General features: G+C 61.4%; 19 protein-coding genes and 1 other RNA gene. 12 read left to right on the top strand and 8 right to left on the bottom strand.

Going from position 1 to position 17,008, the window contains the following annotated elements; translation table 11 throughout:
• Nucleotides 1-9: 9 nt before the first annotated feature.
• The gene (locus GZH91_RS17700) at nt 10-378 is read right to left on the bottom strand and encodes a hypothetical protein (RefSeq protein ID WP_174861853.1); all 369 of its coding nucleotides are present in this window, start codon (nt 376-378) and stop codon (nt 10-12) included.
• Nucleotides 379-407: 29 nt separating this feature from the next.
• Here GZH91_RS17700 and GZH91_RS10265 point away from each other — a divergent pair, with 29 nt between their 5' ends.
• Genes GZH91_RS10265 through GZH91_RS10250 form a run of 4 tightly spaced genes read left to right on the top strand, consistent with a single transcriptional unit; the run spans nt 408 to nt 3,089 of the window.
• Nucleotides 408-860 (top strand): DUF2924 domain-containing protein, encoded by a 453-nt coding sequence (locus tag GZH91_RS10265; RefSeq protein ID WP_013246687.1) that lies wholly within the window; start codon nt 408-410, stop codon nt 858-860.
• Nucleotides 857-2,245, top strand: a complete 1,389-nt coding sequence (locus GZH91_RS10260; protein WP_147073322.1) for a recombinase family protein — start codon at nt 857-859, stop codon at nt 2,243-2,245. The genes GZH91_RS10265 and GZH91_RS10260 overlap by 4 nt, the downstream gene beginning before the upstream one ends.
• Nucleotides 2,245-2,616, top strand: coding sequence for a site-specific recombinase resolvase (locus GZH91_RS10255; RefSeq protein WP_147073324.1), 372 nt, complete (start codon nt 2,245-2,247; stop codon nt 2,614-2,616). Before GZH91_RS10260 ends, GZH91_RS10255 begins: the two co-directional genes overlap by 1 nt.
• The gene (locus tag GZH91_RS10250; protein ID WP_147073326.1) at nt 2,613-3,089 is read left to right on the top strand and encodes a LacI family transcriptional regulator; all 477 of its coding nucleotides are present in this window, start codon (nt 2,613-2,615) and stop codon (nt 3,087-3,089) included. Before GZH91_RS10255 ends, GZH91_RS10250 begins: the two co-directional genes overlap by 4 nt.
• Here GZH91_RS10250 and GZH91_RS18080 read toward each other — a convergent pair whose 3' ends face one another.
• From GZH91_RS18080 to merT, 3 genes are read right to left on the bottom strand one after another with little or no spacing between them, the layout of a single operon-like run.
• Nucleotides 3,090-3,311 (bottom strand): GDCCVxC domain-containing (seleno)protein, encoded by a 222-nt coding sequence (locus tag GZH91_RS18080; RefSeq protein WP_147073328.1) that lies wholly within the window; start codon nt 3,309-3,311, stop codon nt 3,090-3,092. It lies immediately after the preceding gene.
• Entirely contained in the window at nt 3,308-3,592 is a 285-nt protein-coding gene (gene merP / locus GZH91_RS10240) for a mercury resistance system periplasmic binding protein MerP (RefSeq protein ID WP_147073330.1), read from the bottom strand. Before merP ends, GZH91_RS18080 begins: the two co-directional genes overlap by 4 nt.
• 12 nt (nt 3,593-3,604) lie before the next feature.
• Nucleotides 3,605-3,976, bottom strand: a complete 372-nt coding sequence (merT, locus tag GZH91_RS10235) for a mercuric ion transporter MerT (RefSeq protein ID WP_147073332.1) — start codon at nt 3,974-3,976, stop codon at nt 3,605-3,607.
• A gap of 42 nt (nt 3,977-4,018) precedes the next feature.
• Between merT and merR the strand changes: the two genes are divergently transcribed.
• Nucleotides 4,019-4,426, top strand: a complete 408-nt coding sequence (merR, locus tag GZH91_RS10230) for an Hg(II)-responsive transcriptional regulator (protein WP_147073334.1) — start codon at nt 4,019-4,021, stop codon at nt 4,424-4,426.
• Nucleotides 4,427-4,699: 273 nt separating this feature from the next.
• Here the strand turns inward: merR and ssrA are convergent.
• From ssrA to GZH91_RS10210, 4 genes are all read right to left on the bottom strand, one after another.
• Nucleotides 4,700-5,064, bottom strand: a transfer-messenger RNA (tmRNA) gene (gene ssrA, locus GZH91_RS10225).
• Between the two features lie 72 nt (nt 5,065-5,136).
• Nucleotides 5,137-5,790: a phosphoglycolate phosphatase gene (gene gph, locus GZH91_RS10220; RefSeq protein WP_147072863.1), complete on the bottom strand. Its 654-nt coding sequence runs from the start codon at nt 5,788-5,790 to the stop codon at nt 5,137-5,139.
• Nucleotides 5,783-6,481 carry a bifunctional 2-polyprenyl-6-hydroxyphenol methylase/3-demethylubiquinol 3-O-methyltransferase UbiG gene (gene ubiG / locus GZH91_RS10215; protein ID WP_147072861.1) on the bottom strand — a complete coding sequence of 233 codons (699 nt, stop codon included), beginning with the start codon at nt 6,479-6,481 and terminating at the stop codon, nt 5,783-5,785. The genes gph and ubiG overlap by 8 nt, the downstream gene beginning before the upstream one ends.
• Nucleotides 6,482-6,493: 12 nt before the next feature.
• The gene (locus GZH91_RS10210; protein WP_147072859.1) at nt 6,494-7,819 is read right to left on the bottom strand and encodes a TRZ/ATZ family hydrolase; all 1,326 of its coding nucleotides are present in this window, start codon (nt 7,817-7,819) and stop codon (nt 6,494-6,496) included.
• A gap of 141 nt (nt 7,820-7,960) precedes the next feature.
• Between GZH91_RS10210 and gyrA the strand changes: the two genes are divergently transcribed.
• The 7 genes from gyrA (at nt 7,961) to GZH91_RS10175 (ending at nt 16,985) form a co-directional block, all read left to right on the top strand.
• Nucleotides 7,961-10,516 carry a DNA gyrase subunit A gene (gene gyrA / locus GZH91_RS10205; protein WP_147072857.1) on the top strand — a complete coding sequence of 852 codons (2,556 nt, stop codon included), beginning with the start codon at nt 7,961-7,963 and terminating at the stop codon, nt 10,514-10,516.
• 50 nt (nt 10,517-10,566) lie between these two features.
• A complete protein-coding gene (gene serC, locus GZH91_RS10200) occupies nt 10,567-11,649 on the top strand; it encodes a 3-phosphoserine/phosphohydroxythreonine transaminase (protein WP_147072855.1) in 1,083 nt (360 codons plus the stop codon).
• A complete protein-coding gene (locus GZH91_RS10195) occupies nt 11,642-12,820 on the top strand; it encodes a phosphoglycerate dehydrogenase (protein WP_147072853.1) in 1,179 nt (392 codons plus the stop codon). Before serC ends, GZH91_RS10195 begins: the two co-directional genes overlap by 8 nt.
• Nucleotides 12,821-12,822: 2 nt before the next feature.
• Nucleotides 12,823-13,887, top strand: a complete 1,065-nt coding sequence (gene pheA, locus GZH91_RS10190) for a prephenate dehydratase (protein ID WP_147072851.1) — start codon at nt 12,823-12,825, stop codon at nt 13,885-13,887.
• A 9-nt stretch (nt 13,888-13,896) separates the two neighbouring features.
• Entirely contained in the window at nt 13,897-15,003 is a 1,107-nt protein-coding gene (hisC, locus tag GZH91_RS10185) for a histidinol-phosphate transaminase (protein ID WP_147072849.1), read from the top strand.
• On the top strand, nt 15,000-16,016 hold the full coding sequence (aroF, locus tag GZH91_RS10180; RefSeq protein ID WP_147072847.1) for a 3-deoxy-7-phosphoheptulonate synthase: 1,017 nt from the start codon (nt 15,000-15,002) through the stop codon (nt 16,014-16,016). The genes hisC and aroF overlap by 4 nt, the downstream gene beginning before the upstream one ends.
• A 99-nt stretch (nt 16,017-16,115) precedes the next feature.
• Complete coding sequence (locus GZH91_RS10175; RefSeq protein ID WP_147072846.1) at nt 16,116-16,985, top strand: prephenate dehydrogenase; 870 nt, start codon at nt 16,116-16,118, stop codon at nt 16,983-16,985.
• The last annotated feature ends 23 nt before the right edge of the window (nt 16,986-17,008 follow it).

Raw genomic sequence — 17,008 nt, 5'->3', positions numbered from 1 at the left:
GTTGCGTGATTAGTTAATTGACGCCATCGTATCGAGCAGATCGGCACCTGTCAACTGTTTCGTTAACGCGCAATCAGGTTCCCTGCCAGGCAAGCGCCGCTGGCCTGCCGGGGCTTCGGGGCCGCGCCACCGGACGAGTCCGATTACCCGGAATTGCCATCCGCTTCGGAACATCGCGCACATCATCTGAGACGGTTGCAATTCCTCGGAGCCGTCATGAAGAACCTCGAACTCGCATCTCCCTCGGAGATGTCCGCTAGCGCCCGCGCTGGTGAAATCACCGCCATCCTTGCGGCCGCCATCGTCCGCACAGTCGTCGCAGAAGCGCCAAAACAGAGAGAAGTTGGCCTTGGCTTCCTGCCCGACCAGCGCGTTCATACAACCCCCTATCAAACGGAGAAGTTGTGATGAACGAGAAACAAGCATCCGTCGCCGCGCGGATCGCGGAGCTGTCGAGCCTGCCCATCGCCGAGTTGTGGCCAGTGTGGGATCGGTACTTCAGCAGCCGCCCCATCAACCCCAACCGCGTCTTCATCGAGTCGCGCATCGCCTACAAGATGCAGGAGGAAGCCTTCGGCGGTCTGGCGCACAACACGCGCCAGCGCCTGGAGGCCATCGGTGCCAAGCATTCCAAGATCAAGCTGCGGGCTCGCCCGCGCGACACCAACTTCGCGCCCGGCACCGTGCTGCTGCGCGAATGGGGCGACCGCGAGCACAAGGTGGCGGTCACCGCCGAAGGTCTGTTCGAGTACGAGGGCAGCACCTTCAAGAGCCTGACAGCCGTGGCCCGGCAGATCACGGGCACGCACTGGTCGGGGCCACTGTTCTTCGGCCTGACCGGCAAGGCAGGTGCGCAATGAGCGACGCCACCCACATCGCCTCTCCCAAGGCGCGCAAACGCTGCGCCGTCTACTGCCGGGTGTCGTCGGACGAACGCCTTGACCAGGAGTTCAACTCCATCGACGCGCAGAAGGAGGCTGGCCAAGCCTACGTCGCCAGCCAACGCGCAGAAGGATGGATTCCGGTGGCCGACGACTACGACGATCCCGGCTTCTCCGGCGGCAACACGGATCGGCCCGGGCTGAAACGCCTGATGGCCGACATCGAGCGCGGCCAGATCGACATCGTAGTGGTCTACAAGATTGACCGCCTGACGCGCAGCCTTGCCGACTTCTCCAAGATGGTTGAGGTGTTTGAGCGCCACGGCGTGTCGTTCGTGTCGGTCACGCAGCAGTTCAACACCACCACCTCGATGGGGCGGCTGATGCTCAACGTGCTGCTGTCCTTCGCCCAGTTTGAGCGCGAGGTCACCGGCGAGCGCATCCGCGACAAGATCGCCGCCAGCAAGCGCAAAGGGATGTGGATGGGTGGCGTGCCGCCGCTCGGCTTCGACGTCGAGAACCGTCTGCTGGTCATCAACGACACCGAGGCGGCGGTGGTGCGGCGCATCTTTGAGGAGATGCTGACCATCGGCTCGCCCACCCAGATTGCCGCCAACCTGACGCTCGATGGCATCACGACCAAGGCGTGGACGACACAGGACGGCCAGACGCGGGCGGGCACGCGCATCGACAAGAAGTACCTGCACAAGCTGCTGCGCAACCGCATCTACCTCGGGGAGTTGTCGCACAAGGGCAGTTGGTACCCGGGAGTGCATCAAGCCATCATCGATCCCGGGCTGTGGGGCCGGGTTCACGAGGTGCTGGCCAAGGACGGTCACACTCGGTCGGTCGAGACCAAGATCAGGTCGCGCACTGACGCGTTGCTGCGCGGTCTGCTGTACGCGCCCTCGGGCGAACGGATGTACCCGACCTACTCGCGCAAGAACGGGCGCAAGTACCACTACTACGTGTCCAAGTCGGAAGCGCGGTTCGGCGCGCCGGGCAAGGGCTACGAGCGCCTGCCTGCGCTGGAGATCGAGGGGGCGGTGGTGGCCCAGATCCGCACGGTGCTGACCAGCCCGGAAACTGTGGCGTCGGTGGTGCGGCACATCCAACGCAACGGGGCACAGATCGACGAGGCCACGACCGTGATGGCCATGGGACGGCTCAACAACGTGTGGGATCAACTGTTCCCAGTCGAGCGCCACCGCATCGCCAATCTGATGATCGAGCGCATCGATCTCGTCCACGCGGGCGAGGTGCAGGGGATCAAGGTGAAGTGGCGTGAGGTGGGTTGGAACGCGCTGATCAAGGAGTTCGCCCCGGACAGCATCGGTGCCGAACTGCTGGAGGTCGAAGCCTGATGGACGAGTCGATGGAAACCTTCGTGCCCCTGACGTTTCGCCGCCGAGGCGTCCAACGCGTGGCTGCCGACGACCGGCACGTCCACGACGTGACACTGCTCGACGGTGTGGCACGCGCCTTCTACTGGCAGCACCTGCTGGACACCGGCGCGATGCAGAGCGGTTCCGCCATCGCCCGCGCCGAGAAGCTGCACCACTCGGTGGTCAACGAACTGCTGCGCCTGACCCTGCTGGCCCCCGACATCATTGAGCAGTTCATGGCGGGCAAGCAGCCACGGCGGCTGACGCTGATTTGGTTTCAGCGAAACCGCCTGACGGTCGACTGGCACGCCCAGCGCCAGCTCATGGCCACCTTCGAGGAGGACGTATGAGCAAGAAGCATCGCGGCCACGCCAAGGGCGACCCTGTGACGTATCAGACGCCGCTGCTCGCTGGCGGCGTGCAGATGGAAACCTTCCTGCCCTGGACGCTCGTACGCCGGGGCCTGAAGAAGCAGGTCATCACGCCGCTGGATGCGCCGCAGGAGTTCCAGAACGAGGCTCGCCGCGAGCGATTGATGAAGGCGGCCGCGCAGGACACGCCTTTGATGCGTGCGCTCGGCCTCGCGCATCACTGGCAAAGGTTGATGGACGAAGGGCGCTTCGCATCGATCACTGAGATCGCTGAAGCTGAAGGCTTCGATTTGGGTCGTGCCAGTCGGATCGCCCGATTGGCACAGTTGGCACCCAGCATCGTTGAAGCCTGCGCAACCGGTGCGGCTGCCGGCGTGACATTGGAAAGCGTCAGCCGTCGTGCCATTCCCCAGCGGTGGGACGAGCAGCGTGAGCGGCTGCGACTCGCGTAATTAGCTACCGCAGCAACCGCCCTTGCCACGCTCCTGAATCGGCGGGCAGGGCACTGTGCCGTAGGAGCAGTACACACAGCAGTCACCCGGCTTGGGCTTGAGAACGGCGTGACACTGCTCACAATCGTAGAACCACTGGCAGGCGTCTGTCGGCATCGTCTCGGTCTTGGCGTGGCCGCACTCGGGACAGGTCAGCGTCGATTCCAGGATCACCGCAGTCATTTGGCGGCTTCCGCCAAAGTGGACGGAAAACCTGCGTCCTTGGTGGCGCGTGTGAGGGCCTCGACGTTCGCCTTCGCATCATCGAACGTGACCTTGGCCTCACGTCGATCCAGGCTCACGTCGATCTTGCTGACGCCGGAGACCTTGGTCAGCGCTTTCTTGACCGTGATCGGGCAAGTGGCGCAGTTCATGCCCGGCACGGACAGCGTGACGCTCTGCGTGGCAGCCCAGACGGGCGAGGTCATCGCGGCCAACGCCGCCAGGGCAACGAGTTTTCTCATGGCAGTTTCCTTTTAGTAAAACCAGGGCGCGATCAGCGGGAATCCGAGCGCAGCGATGACCAGCGCAACCACGACCCAGAACAACGCCTTGTAACTGCGGTTGACCTGTGGCAGCGCGCAGACCTGCCCGGGCTCACAGGCAGCAACGGGTCGCCAGATGCGCCGGTACGCGAAAAACAGTGCCACGAACGCCGCACCGGTGAAGAAGGGCTGATACGGTTCGAGCAGGGTCAGGTTGCTGATCCACGCGCCGGAGACACCCAGCGTGATCAGCACCAAGGGGCCGAGGCAGCAGGTAGAAGCGAGGATGGCGGCTAGACCGCCGGTCAGTAGCGCGCCATGCCCACCGCTGGTTCGAGATTCAGTTGGGGAATCTGGTTTCATGGCGTAAGCTTACTTCCGTACTTAAGTACGGAGTCAAGTGCCATGAACGAACTACCCGAAACCCTGACCATTGGCGTCCTGGCCGAGGCCGCCGGGGTCAACGTCGAAACGATCCGCTTCTACCAGCGCAAGGGTTTGATGCAGGAGCCCGACCGCCCGCTGGGCGGCATCCGCCGCTACGGCGAGGCGGATCTGGCGCGCGTGCGCTTCATCAAGTCCGCTCAGCGTCTGGGGTTCAGCCTCGACGAGATCGCGGACTTGCTGAAGCTCGAGGACGGGTCGCATTGCAACGAGGCCCGCGAGCAGGCCGAGCGCAAGCTCACGGATGTGCGCGCTCGGCTTGCCGATCTGAAAAGGATTGAGGGTGCGCTGCAGGGTCTCGTCGAGCGCTGCTGCGCCGCGAGCGGGGAAGTGCAGTGTCCGCTGATTGCGGCGTTGCAGGCGGCGTGAGCGTCCAGACCGGTTGCCTCCGTTTTCGGTCGCCGACGCCTGAGCAGACGAAAACCGCAACCGCCTGCCCTTAAACCCGCGAAAACAGCGGACTTCGGCACTTGCACGGTCAAGAGGTCAGCAGAGAACAGAGAGAGAAAAACGGTGGAATGCACGACGGAAACGGCGACTTCGGCCGGGGTGCGCTCAAGAGGTCAAGCTCGAAAACCGCGCCAACACTGGGGGAACGGGCAAAAAAAATCCCAACCGGATAAGGGTTGGGATTTCACATTATGGTGGAGGCGGGGGGAATCGAACCCCCGTCCGCAAGCCCTCTACAGACAGTTCTACATACTTAGTCCGGTAATTTGGTTTTAACCTGCTTCACGCCCACCGAACAGGCTGGAAGCCAGCGAGTTGCCTTGGTTTTAACCTTGTCCAAAGCAACCCTGGACAAGGCGATCATACTGAAATTACCCTACTGCCGGTTGCCCGGCCCACCTCGTATGCTAGCTGGTGTAGGGTCTGGCGCAATTAAGCGGCCAGAGCGTAAGTTTCGTCGTTTGCAGTTAAACGATTTCGGATTGTATTTACGAGGTAGTCCGTCCTCGGTATGCCCTGCTCTGCTTTGCAACCCACGTCGAAGCCAGGTCGCCCCCGGATGTCGCTGTTACATAGAGGGGTCGGATCATGAAAAGTTCCAACCCACAATGGACTTGATTGTACACCAATCAGTAGCCGAGGTATTCGAGTAGCGCGGTGGGGGACTGGATAAAGCCGTCCGCGCCCCATTCCAGCGGGTTGTCTTGCGGGCCGAGGTAGCCGTATTCGGCGATCAGTGCGGGCATGCCGCAGGCATGGGCGGCTTCGACATCGCGTTCGGCGTCACCGATGTAGACGCAGGTTGCGGGCAGCACACCGATCTCGCGGCAGGCGGCGAGCATGGGCTCGGGATGCGGTTTGGGGTGGGCGCAGGTGTCGCCGCTGATGACGGTGGCGGCGCGGTCGTCCAGGCCCATTTGCTCCAATAGCGGGGCGGTGAAGCGCGCCGGTTTGTTGGTGACGATGCCCCACGGCAGGCCGCGTATTTCCAGCTCGTCGAGGAGTTCCATCATGCCGGGGAACAGGGTGCTGAACTGATTGATGTTTTGCTCGTAGAGTTCCAGATATTCGGCGCGCAGGTCCTGGAATGCCGGGTGCTCCGGGCTGATGGCAAAGCCGATTTGCAACAGCCCGACGGTGCCGTGTGAGGCGTAGGGGCGGATCAGTTCCAGCGGCATTTCCGGCAGGCCGTGCATCTGGCGCTGCTGGTTGAGCGCATAGCCGAGGTCGGGCGCGGTGTCCACCAGCGTGCCGTCGAGATCGAACAGGACGGCGTTAACCATGGCGGCGGCAGGCGATGGTGTAGTTCACGGCGGTATCGTGTTCCAGCTTGTAGACCTTGGTAAGCGGGCTGTAGGTCATGCCGATGAGGTCGTTCACCGCCAGCCCGGCGCCACGTGCAAAGCGCGACAGCTCGGATGGTTTGATGAATCTGGCGTAATCGTGCGTGCCGCGCGGCAGTAAATTGAGCACATACTCCGCGCCGATGATCGCGAACAGGTAGCTTTTCGGGTTGCGGTTAAGGGTGGAAAAAAACACCCAGCCGCCCGGCCTGACAAGCTCGGCGCAGGCGCGCACCACGGATTCCGGGTTGGGTACGTGTTCGAGCATTTCCATGCAGGTGATGACATCGAAACTGGCAGGATGCTCAGCCGCCAGCGTTTCCACCGGGGTGCACCGGTAGTCCACCTTGGCGCCGGATTCGATCAGGTGCAGTCTGGCGACTTTGAGGGATTTTTCCGCCAGATCGATGCCGGTGACTATGGCCCCGCGCCCGGCCATGCTCTCCGTCAGAATGCCGCCGCCGCAGCCAACGTCGAGGACGGTTTTGCCGTTCAGGCTGGCCAGGCGGTCAATGTAGTCCAGGCGCAGCGGGTTGATCTCGTGCAGGGGCTTGAATTCGCTGTTGGGATCCCACCATTTGTGGGCGAGGGCGCTGAATTTGTCGAGTTCCAGTTGGTCGGCGTTGCTCATGGTTTTTCTCTTTCAGTGCGTAATCCGTGATTGCCAGACGTTGGCGGTCAACTTAAGTTCCCGTTCGTCCAGGCGGGTGAGCTGGCGGCTGTCGAGGCGCAGTTCGCCGCCCACCCAGACGTGGCTGACCTGTTCGCGCCCGGCAGCGTAAACCAGGGTGGATATCGGGTCGAAGCAGGGCTGGGTCTCGATGCCGGATAAATCCACCGCTACTATATCAGCCAGCTTGCCGGGCGCGAGCGAGCCGATACTGTCGTCCAGGCCCAAGGCGCGTGCGCCGTTAAGCGTGGCCATTTGCAGCGCGGCATGGGCGGGCAGGGCGGCGGCGTTGGCCACACCTTTGGCGAGCAGGGCGGCCAGACGCATCTCGCTGAACATGTCGAGCTTGTTGTTGCTGGCCGCACCGTCGGTGCCGATGCCGATGTTGACGCCCTGTCCGGCCAGCGCCACGACCGGCGCAAAACCGCTGGCGAGCTTGAGGTTGGAGGCCGGGCAATGTGCCACGTGGCAGCCTTGTTCGGCCAGCAGGGCCTGCTCATCGGGCGTCAGGTGCACGCCATGGACGGCGATGAGACCGGGACCCAGCAAGCCCAGGTTATGCAGCCGTGCCAGCGGGCGCAGATTGTGCTGCGCCAGGCTCTGGCGGATCTCGTCCTCGGTTTCGTGCAGATGAACGTGAATCGGCAAGTCCAGCTGGCTGGCGAAAGTGGCGATTTTCCCGAAGGTCTTGTCGCCTACGGTATAGGGCGCGTGCGGGGCGAGGGTGAAGCAGAGCAACGGCTCATCGCGCAGGCGGTCGCGCAGGGCGAAGCCCTTGTTGAGGTAGTCGTCGGAGTCGCCTGCATAAGCCGTCGGGAAATCAATCACGATGAGTCCGATAGCGGCGCGCATCCCCGCTCCCAGCGCCGCCTCCGCCACCGCTTCCGGGAAAAAATACATGTCGTTGAAACAGGTGGTGCCACCGCGCAGCATTTCGGCGCAGGCGATGCGCGTGCCGTCGCGTACGAAATCGGGCGAGATATGGCGGTTCTCCGTCGGCCAGATGTGCCCTTTCAGCCATTCCATCAGCGGCAGGTCGTCGGCGTAGCCGCGCAACAGTGTCATTGCCGCATGAGTGTGCAGGTTGATCAGGCCGGGGATCAACGCATGGTCGGTGAGCCGGTGGTAGCGCTGTGCCACAAAATGGCGGCGCGCTTCTTCAGTGGGCAGGATGGCGACAATACGGCCACCGTCCACGGCCACGCTGTGATCGGTGAGCAGCGTGCCGGACGGTTCGACGGGGATGACCCAGCGGGCTTCGATAAGGGTTTCGATAGAGTGAGCGGGGGTTTCTGGCATGATCAATATTTGAGCAGGTTCGCCGCACTATAAAGGCCCGCCCGCCGCCTGACAAGGCTGGCGAGCGGCTGGTTTTGCCGGGTAGGCTGCGCATGCTAGAATCGCATGGTTTTCCGCTCCCTCATAAAACCAGACCGCTCAATGGAATCTTTCGCTAAAGAAACGCTTCCCGTCAGCCTCGAAGAGGAAATGCGCCGCTCCTACCTTGATTACGCGATGAGCGTGATTGTGGGGCGTGCCCTGCCCGATGTGCGCGACGGCCTGAAGCCGGTGCACCGCCGCGTGCTGTTTGCCATGCACGAGTTGTCCAACGACTGGAACAAGGCCTACAAGAAGTCGGCGCGCATCGTGGGCGACGTGATCGGTAAATACCACCCGCACGGCGACACCGCCGTGTACGACACCATCGTGCGCATGGCACAGGACTTCTCCCTGCGTTATCCGCTGGTCGACGGCCAGGGCAACTTCGGTTCGGTGGACGGTGATAACGCGGCGGCCATGCGTTACACCGAAATCCGCATGTCCAGGATCGCCCACGAGCTGCTGGCCGATCTCGACAAGGAAACGGTGAATTTCGGCCCGAACTATGACGGTTCCGAGCACGAGCCGCTGATTCTGCCGGCCAAGATCCCCAATCTGCTGATTAACGGTTCGTCCGGTATCGCGGTCGGCATGGCGACCAATATCCCGCCGCACAACCTGACCGATGTGTGCGATGCCTGTCTTACCCTGCTGGATAACCCGGAAACCGATATCGAAGCGCTGATTGATATCATCAAGGCCCCGGATTTCCCTACCGCGGGCATCATTTACGGACTGGTCGGCGTGCGCGAAGGCTACCGCACCGGCCGTGGCCGCGTGGTGATCCGCGCGCGCACCCATTTCGAAGACCTGGACAAGGGCGGCAACCGCCAGTCCATCATCATCGACGAGCTGCCCTACCAGGTGAACAAGGCCAACCTGCTGATCAAGATCGGCGAGCTGGTGCGCGAAAAGAAAATGGAAGGCATCTCCGACCTGCGCGACGAATCGGACAAGTCGGGCATGCGCGTGGTGATCGAGCTGAAACGCGGCGAAGTGCCCGAGGTGGTGCTCAACAACCTGTACAAGCACACGCAGATGCAGGACAGCTTCGGCATGAACATGGTGGCACTGGTGGATAACCAGCCGCGCCTGTTGAACCTGAAGCAGATGCTGGTTGCTTTCCTGCGTCACCGCCGCGAGGTGGTCACGCGGCGCACCGTATTCGAGCTGAAAAAAGCGCGCGAGCGCGGCCACATCCTGGAAGGTCTGGCGGTGGCGCTGTCCAATGTGGACGAAATCATCGCTCTGATCAAGGCTGCGCCCACGCCGGCTGTAGCCAAGGAAGGCCTGATGGCCAAAACCTGGCGCTCGCAACTGGTGGAGGAAATGCTGTCCCGCGCAGTGGCCGACGCCAATGCCTTCCGCCCCGAGGGGCTGGCAATCGAGTTTGGTTTCTCCAAAGACGGCTACCGGCTGTCTGATGCGCAGGCGCAAGCCATTCTGGAGCTGCGCCTGCAACGCCTGACCGGGCTGGAGCAGGACAAGATACTCAGCGAATACAAAGAGGTGGTCGCCAAAATCGCCGACCTGCTTGACATTCTCGCCCAGCCCGAGCGCATTACCGCCATCATCACCGACGAAATTGGCCTGGTGAAGCAGCAATTCGGCGACAAGCGCCGTTCCGAGATCGTTGTCTACGCCCAGGATTTGAGTGTGGAAGACCTGATCACGCCGCAGGACATGGTGGTGACGCTGTCCCACGGCGGCTACATGAAGTCGCAGCCGCTGGACGATTACAGCGCGCAAAAACGCGGTGGACGCGGCAAGCAGGCCGCACCGACCAAAGAAGACGATTTCATCGAGCGCCTGTTCATCGCCAACAGCCACGACTACATCCTGTGCTTCTCCAATTTTGGCAAGGTATATTGGGTCAAGGTCTACGAGGTGCCGCAGGGCAGCCGCATTTCGCGCGGCAAGCCCATCGTCAATCTGTTGTCACTGTCGGAAGGCGAGAAAATCAATGCCATCCTGCCGGTCAGGGAATTCGCCGATAACCGCTATGTATTCATGGCCACCGCCCACGGCGTGGTCAAGAAAACCGCGCTGTCCGAGTTCTCCAACCCGCGCCGCGCCGGTATCATCGCCGTGGGGCTGGACGAGGGCGACTACCTCGTTGGGGTTGCCGTCACCGAAGGCAGTCACGACATCATGCTGTTTTCGGATGGCGGCAAGGCGGTGCGCTTCGACGAGAATGACGTGCGCGTCATGGGGCGCGGTGCACGCGGCGTGCGCGGCATGAAACTTGCGCCCGGGCAGAAGGTCATTTCCTTGCTGGTCGCAGAGAACGAACAGCAATCCGTACTCACTGCGACTGAAAACGGCTATGGCAAACGCACCAATATTGGCGAATACACTCGCCACGGCCGGGGCACGCAAGGCATGATCGCGATCCAGACTACGCCACGCAATGGACGTGTGGTTGCTGCTACTCTGGTCGAACCGGACGACGAGATCATGCTGATTACCGATGGCGGCGTGCTGATCCGTACCCGTGTCAATGAAATGCGCGAGATGGGACGCGCCACGCAGGGCGTTACCCTGATTAACCTCGATGACGGGCAAAAGCTCATCGGCCTGGAACGGGTGCTGGAACGTGACGACGAAGAATGCTGAACCTGATTGTTTGATTTTAAAGATTAAAAACGAATCTTAAGGTATTGATGATGAGTGATATTTACAACTTCAGCGCTGGCCCTGCGGTATTGCCGAAAGCTGTGCTCGAACAAGCCCGCGACGAATTGGTGGATTGGCATGGCAGCGGCATGTCGGTGATGGAGATGAGCCATCGCGGCAAGGAATTCATGGGAATCGCCGCCCAGATGGAAGCCGACCTGCGCGAGTTGATGGGGATCCCTGCCAACTACAAGGTGCTGTTCCTGCAGGGCGGCGCATCCTCGCAATTTGCCATGGTGCCGATGAACCTGCTGCGCGGCAAAGCCAGTATGGATTATCTCAACACCGGTGAATGGTCGAAAAAAGCCATCAAGGAAGCCAAGCGTTACGGCGCGGTCAATGTGGTGGCGAGCAGCGAACACAAGAACTTCAGCTACGCGCCTGGCCAGGATGCCTGGAAGCTCGATCCCGATGCGGCCTTTGTGCATTACACGCCGAATGAAACCATCGGCGGCGTGGAAATCTTCTGGACGCCGCAGACTGGCAATGTGCCGCTGGTGGCGGATATGTCGTCCACCATTTTGTCGCGCCCGGTTGATGTGAGCCAATTTGGCCTGATTTACGCCGGTGCGCAGAAAAACATCGGGCCGGCCGGACTGACCATCGTCATTGTGCGCGAAGACCTGATCGGCCAGGCCGTGGCAGGTACGCCCACCATGTTTGACTACAAGACCCATGCCGACAATGAATCCATGTATAACACCCCGCCCACCTACGCCATGTACATCGCCGGGCTGGTGTTCCAGTTGCTGAAGCGCGAAGGCGGGCTGGCCGAGATGGAGAAGCGCAACATCGCCAAAGCCGATTTGCTCTATAACTATCTTGACGCGACCGACTTCTACGCCAGCCCGGTGGCGCGCGACAACCGTTCGCGCATGAATATCCCGTTCACCCTGAAAGACGCCGCGCTGGACGAGGCTTTTCTCAAAGGTGCCAGGGAGCATGGCCTGCTGCAGCTAAAAGGCCATCGCTCGGTGGGCGGCATGCGCGCCTCCATCTACAACGCCATGCCGATCGAGGGTGTGGCGGCGCTGGTGGATTACATGAAAGCTTTCGAGCAGAAAAATGCCTAAGACTTTTCAAGTCCTGATCCTGAACACCATTTCCAAGCGGGGACTGGCGCGCCTGCCCGCGAGCTATGTCGTGGGCAGCGATGTGGTGCAGCCGGATGCGATTCTGGTGCGCTCCGCCAACCTGCGCGAGATGGATATCCCCGCCTCGGTGCTGGCGATTGGCCGTGCCGGTGCCGGCACCAACAACATCCCGGTGAAAAAACTGTCCGAGCGCGGCGTGCCGGTGTTCAATGCCCCTGGCGCCAATGCCAATGCGGTCAAGGAACTGGTCATCGCGGGCATGCTGATGGGTGCGCGCAACCTGATTCCGGCAATCCGGTTTGTGGAAACCCTCACCGGCAGCGACGAAGAAATGCACAAGGCCACCGAGGCGGGCAAGAAAGCTTTTGCCGGGAGCGAGCTGCCCGGCCGCACCCTCGGCGTGATCGGCCTGGGGGCGATTGGCTCGCTGGTGGCCGATGCCGCCATCAAGCTCGGCATGAACGTCATCGGCTTCGACCCGGCGATTACGGTAGAGGCTGCCTGGCGCCTGCCTGCCCGGGTCAAAAAAGCCAACAGTGTGGAAGAAGTGGTGAAAGCCGCTGACTTTATTACGCTACATGTTCCGCTGCTGGACGCCACGCGTAACCTGATCAATGCCGAGCGTATCGCCATGATGCAGCCGGGCACGGTACTGCTTAACTTTGCCCGCGAAGGTATTGTGGACAACGCCGCCGCGCTGGCCGGCCTGCAATCCGGCCAGCTGCATGCTTACCTCAACGACTTTCCTGCCAATGCGCTGCAGCGCCAGCCTGGCGTGGTGTGCCTGCCGCACCTGGGGGCCTCTACCGGCGAAGCCGAGGAAAACTGCGCGGTGATGGTGGCCGAGCAGGTGACCGATTATCTGGAAAACGGCAACATCCTCAACGCCGTCAATTTTCCCAACGTGAACATGCCGCGCGAATCGGCCTACCGTGTGGCCATCGCCAATGCCAATGTGCCCAACATGCTGGGCCAGATTTCCACCGCGATGGCGAATGCCGGGCTCAATATCCACAACATGGTAAACAAATCCAGGGGCGACATGGCTTATACCCTGGTGGATGTGGATAGCAGTGTTCCCGATTCGGTAGTGGAAGAGCTGTGTGCCATTAGCGGCGTGCTGGCAGTGCGCTATTTGCCCACGGCGTAACCATGGCTGAAGATTTACAACAATTACGCGCCGAAATTGATGCGCTGGATGTCGAAATCCTTAATCTCATCAACCAGCGCGCCGCCCGCGCCCAGACCATCGGCCGTCTGAAAAATGGCACGGTATATCGTCCCGAGCGCGAAGCCCAGGTGCTGCGCCGCATCAAGGAACGCAACCCCGGCCCCTTGACGGACGAAACGGCCGCGCGCCTGTTCCGCGAAATCATGTCGGCCTGCCTGGCACTGGAAAAACCGCTGTCGGTTGCATTTCTGGGGCCATTGGGTACGTTCAGCCAGGCTGCCGCGCAGAAGCACTTTGGCCATGCTGCCGCCCCCACGCCCTGCGCCTCGATAGACGAGGTGTTTCACGACGTGGCCTCCGCTAGGGCGGACTACGGCGTGGTGCCGGTGGAAAACTCCACTGAAGGCGCCATCAACCGTACCCTGGATTTATTGCAGGACACCCCTTTGAAAATCTGTGGTGAGGTGGCGCTACGCATCCATCAGCACCTGTTGCGCAAAGTGCCCGGCCTGGACGGCGTCGCGGTGCTTTATTCGCACAGCCAGTCGCTGGCGCAGTGCCATGAATGGCTCAACCGCAATCTGGCCGGCGTGCCGCGCGTACCCGTGGCGAGCAACGCCGAAGCGGCGCGCATGGCCGCAGCCGACCCTGCCGCACTGGCAGTTGCAGGTGAGGCAGCCGCCGAACTGTATGACTTGCAGCGCCTGGCCGAGAATATTGAAGACGACCCTGACAACACCACCCGCTTCCTGGTGATAGGCAAGCATGATGCGACTCCCTCAGGCCACGACAAGACCTCGCTGCTGATGTCTGCGCACAATCGGCCTGGCGCGGTTGTGGAACTGTTGCAGCCCCTGGCGCGCCATGGCGTTTCCATGACCAAATTTGAATCGCGCCCGGCGCGCTCCGGCTTGTGGGAGTATGTGTTTTTTATTGACGTGGAGGGCCACCGCGATGAACCGCCTGTCGCCGCAGCACTGACTGAATTGCAGGAAAAAGCGGCGTTTCTGAAAATACTGGGTGCTTACCCGGTAGGCGTTCTGTAGACCAGAATAATGAACCTGTGTGATCTTTCCCCGCAATACGTGCGCGCCATTGCGCCGTATCCGCCAGGCAAGCCGATTGCAGAAGTGGCACGCGAACTCGGCCTGGCCGAGCACAGCATCGTCAAACTGGCATCCAACGAAAATCCGCTCGGCCCCAGCCCCAAGGCGCTGGCCGCAATTGATAACGCGCTGCTCGACATCGCGCGCTATCCGGACGGCAGTGGCTTCGAGTTGAAAGCCGCGCTTACCCGCAAGCTGGGCGTGCCTGGCGGGCAGATCGTGCTCGGCAACGGCTCCAACGATGTACTGGAACTGGTGGCGCGGGCATTCCTTGCACCGGCTAGCTCGGCGGTGTTCTCCCGGCATGCTTTTGCCGTCTATCCGCTCGCTACCCAGGCAGTAGGGGCGCAAGGTATCGAGGCCGCCGCGCATGACTATGGTCATGACCTCGATGCCATGCTCGACGCCATCCGCGCCGATACACGCGTGGTATTCATCGCCAACCCCAACAACCCCACCGGCACCTGGCTAGCCAATCCGGAGCTGCTGGCTTTCCTGCAGCGCGTGCCGGAAAACGTCATCGTAGTGCTGGACGAAGCCTATGGTGAATACCTGCCGCAGGATAAACAATCCGAGGCACTGGCGTGGCTGCAGCGTTTTCCCAATCTGGTGGTGAGCCGCACCTTCTCCAAAGCTTACGGTCTGGCCGGTTTGCGTGTAGGTTATGGGTTGACCAGCCGCGGGGTGGCCGACATGATGAACCGCGTGCGCCAACCGTTCAACGTCAACAGCCTGGCGCTGGCCGCGGCTGCCGCCGCGCTCGACGACACCGATTTCATCGCGCGCAGCTACGCATTAAACCAGCTCGGTATGCGCCAGATTACCCAGGGCCTGCTGTTGATGGGGCTAGACTACATTCCGTCGTTTGGCAACTTCCTCGCCATCCGCATCGGCAATGCCGCTGCCATGAACCGGCGCCTGCTGGAAAAAGGTGTGATTGTCCGCCCCATCGGCAATTACGCCATGCCCGAACACCTGCGCGTCAGCATCGGTCTGGCCGCTGAAAACACAACATTTTTGCAGGCGCTGGAAAGCGCCCTTAAGGAGCAAGCATGATCGTCGTAATGAGCCCCGAGGCAACGGAAACCCAGATTGACGGGGTAGTAAAAAAAATCAAGGAATATGGCTGCGATGCCAATATCTCGCGCGGCGTTGAGCGCACCATTATTGGCGCCATCGGCGACGAGCGCAGTATAGATCAGGAACTGATTGACGCCCTGCCAGGCGTGGAACAGTCCATGCATATCGTCAAACCTTACAAGATCGTGGCGCGCGAGTGGCACAAGGAAAATAGCGTCATTGACATCAAGGGGATTCCACTTGGCGGCAACACCATCCAGGTTATCGGCGGTCCGTGCTCGGTGGAAACCCGGCAACAGATGGACGCCGCCGCCCGATTTGTGAAAGCAGCCGGTTGCCGCCTGATGCGCGGCGGCGCTTTCAAGCCGCGTACCAGCCCCTACAGCTTCCAGGGCAAGGGCGTGGAAGGCCTGGAAATGTTCCGCAGGGCCGCCGACGCACAGGGCCTGCCCATCGTGACGGAGCTCATGGACGTGCGCATGCTCGACACCTTTCTGGAATGGAATGTGGACGTGATCCAGATCGGCACGCGCAATATGCAGAACTTCGATTTGCTCAAAGAAGTGGGCCGCACCAACAAGCCGGTCATCCTCAAGCGCGGCATGTCCGCAACCGTCTCCGAGTGGCTGATGGCGGCCGAATACATTGCCGCCGGCGGCAACCACAACATCATCTTCTGCGAGCGCGGCGTGCGCAGTTTCGAGACTTACTACCGCAACATGCTCGATGTGACTGCCATCCCGGTGCTGAAAAAAGAAACTCATTTGCCGGTGATTGTTGACCCCTCCCATGCAGGCGGCAAGGCGTGGATGGTGCCTGCACTGTCCCGCGCTGCCATCGCTGCCGGTGCTGACGGCCTGCTGGTGGAAATGCACCCCAAACCCTGCGAAGCCTGGTGTGACGCCGATCAGGCGCTGAATCCCGATGAGCTCAAGAACCTGATGGTCGAGCTCAAGGGCATCGCCCAGGTGCTGGGCCGGGATATCTAAATGCATTCGCCACGGAGAACACAGAGAAAATATCACAAAGGAAACGCCGTGTGCTCTGTGCCCTCCGTGGCTAAAATGTCTTTCAACACGGCGTAGACAATGACCACGCACATCAACAAACTCGCCATATTCGGTGTCGGACTGATCGGCGGTTCGGTCGCGCTGGCGCTGAAGCAGGCCGCTGCGGTAGGTGAAGTGGTTGGCGTGGGGCGGAGCCGGGCCAACCTTGAAGCGGCACTCAAGCTCGGCATCATCGACCGCATCGCCGCATCGCCCGCAACAGCCGTGCAAGGCGCGGACGTCGTGCTGCTCGCCGTGCCCGTTGGCCAGATGGCCGTCCTGATGCAAGCCATCGCGCCGCACCTGGGTGAGGAAACCCTCATCACCGACGCCGGTAGTACCAAGCAGGATGTGGCCGCGTTGATGCAACAACACCTCGCTGCGCACCTGCCCAACTGCGTACCCGGCCATCCCATCGCCGGTGCGGAAACCTGCGGAGCCGGTGCCGCCCGCGCTGACCTGTATCAAGACAGGAATGTCGTCCTCACGCCCCTGCCGCAATCGGATCAGGCTGCGATGGAAAAAGTGCGCGCGCTCTGGCAAGCCTGCGGTGCCAAGGTCAGCGAAATGCCCAGCATCGAACACGATGCCATCTTCGCCACGGTCAGCCATTTGCCGCACCTGCTGGCCTACACACTGGTGGACATGATCGCCCGCCGCGACAATGCCGACACCCTGTTCAGCTTCGCCGCCAGCGGCTTCCGCGATTTTACCCGCATCGCTGCCAGCAGCCCGGAAATGTGGCGCGATATTGCACTGGCGAACCGGGAAGCATTGTTAAGTGAAATTGCGCAGTATCAGGCAAGCCTGGAGCAGATGCGGGCAGCCTTGGCGGCAGAGGATGCAACAGCGCTGGAAGCGGCGTTCAGGCGTGCGCAAACGGCGCGTGTGCGCTGGTCTGGTGGATAATCGCGCTGATCCCATATATTTCC

Origin of the sequence: Sulfuriferula plumbiphila, from assembly GCF_009938015.1 — a bacterium.
GTDB classification, from domain to species: Bacteria; Pseudomonadota; Gammaproteobacteria; order Burkholderiales; family Sulfuriferulaceae; genus Sulfuriferula; species Sulfuriferula plumbiphila.
The sequence above is the reverse complement of the archived record's forward strand: the minus strand, read 5'-3'. Positions and strand labels throughout refer to the sequence as shown.